Source organism: Nocardia sp. NPDC058497, from assembly GCF_042720195.1.
GTDB lineage: Bacteria > Actinomycetota > Actinomycetes > Mycobacteriales > Mycobacteriaceae > Nocardia.
The window spans coordinates 1-1,420 of sequence record NZ_JBHXMY010000959.1; the positions used below are offsets into that span (position 1 = coordinate 1).

Annotated in this window: 1 protein-coding gene and 1 pseudogene; both read right to left on the reverse strand. The window is 62.0% G+C overall.

Annotated features, from left to right (window positions below):
- Positions 1-108: 108 nt before the first annotated feature.
- Entirely contained in the window at positions 109-543 is a 435-nt protein-coding gene (locus ACFWPJ_RS32835; RefSeq protein WP_378857411.1) for a hypothetical protein, read from the reverse strand.
- A 123-nt stretch (positions 544-666) separates the two neighbouring features.
- Positions 667-1,365 (reverse strand): annotated as a pseudogene (galE, locus tag ACFWPJ_RS32840) (UDP-glucose 4-epimerase GalE); the annotation flags it as partial.
- Positions 1,366-1,420: the final 55 nt, after the last annotated feature.

Below are 1,420 nucleotides of genomic sequence, written 5' to 3' on the forward strand. Positions count from 1 at the left end.
CTTCAACGGTTTCGGATGAACGGGTCCTTCGCTCATGGCCGACATCGTGCCCGGTGGCACCGACATCGGCAGTGCGCTCAACGCCGCCAGCGCGATGACCTACACGCGTCAACAGTCCGTGTGAACGAAGACCCGCCGCGTCTCGCCGCCGTCGTGGATGACGACGTATCGTCTCGGGTCCCGGTATCCCTCTATCGAGTGCTCGTTTCCGGCGTCGGTCATCAGCAGATCGTTCATTCCGGTCGCGTCCCAGTAGGACTTCCACGTCGACGGAACCCCCGGAGCGAACTCCGCGAAGCCGGATCGCTGCTTGAACTCGCCGACGGAGCCGCTAGGAATATCGACCACGGCTACCGAGGTCGATTCTCTGAAACGGTTATCGTGCTCGTACCAAACAACATCCGCGCCCGGTGGGAACGTTACGTTTGCGCACTTGGACAAGTGGCCCATCTGTTCCGGCTGATCGGCGCATCCCCCGCCGCCTACAGACATGACACACGCGGAGATGCAGATGCCAAGAGATCGGACAGCGAAGTAGGTCATAGGCCTCCGATCCACCACTTTGCTCAGGATCCGCTCAGCGGAGTATCTCGGTGCTGACGAGTGATGCGCGGGCATGTACTGAAGTACGCGAGAGAAGGCTCGCATCCGCGGATCGGGCGGCGGTTATCGTGCGGCTGTCTGATGGAATTTCCAAGCGTCCCCGACGATGTCGATGATGTCGGGTTTCGCCGGTGCCCACCCGAGTTCATGCTGCGCCAGTTCGGACGAAGCGTAGAGCACCGCTGGATCGCCGGGACGGCGCGGTGCTGTCTCGACATCGAATTCGTTTGCGGTAACTCGCCGTACGGCATCGAGGACTTGCTTGTTGGAGAAGCCGATTCCATTGCCCAGGTTGTAGACCCGATGCTCACCTGGCCGGATGGCATCGAGCGCTAGCAGATGCGCACGTGCAAGGTCGGTAACGTGGATGTAGTCGCGGATGCAGGTGCCGTCGGGGGTCGGGTAGTCGTCGCCGAAGAGGCTGAACTTCTCGCGTCGACCTGAAGCGGCGTCTAATGCGAGGGGGATGAGGTGTGTTTCGGGAGTGTGGCGTTCGCCGATCATCGACCCGTCAGCGCAGGTGTGTGCGCCAGCGACGTTGAAGTAGCGCAGACTGACCGCGCCGAGTTCGCTGGCGCGGGCGATGGAGGCGATCGCTCGATCAACGGTGAGCTTGGTATCGCCGTAGGTGTTGACCGGGTTCGTTGCGCTGTTTTCCGTGATGGGAACTTGGTCGGGCTCGCCGTATACCGCGGCAGTGGAGGAGAACACCAGTCGCGGAACTCCGGCGTCGCGGATGGCGTCGAGTAGGGCAAGTGAGGCGCGGGTGTTGTTTTACCATTGCCACTCTGGGTGGCTCAACGACTCGCCCGCGGCG

What these genes read in the sequence shown, in the direction of transcription:
- ACFWPJ_RS32835 (WP_378857411.1), bottom strand. Translation starts at nt 543, where the DNA reads ATGACCTACTTCGCTGTCCGATCTCTTGGCATCTGCATCTCCGCGTGT.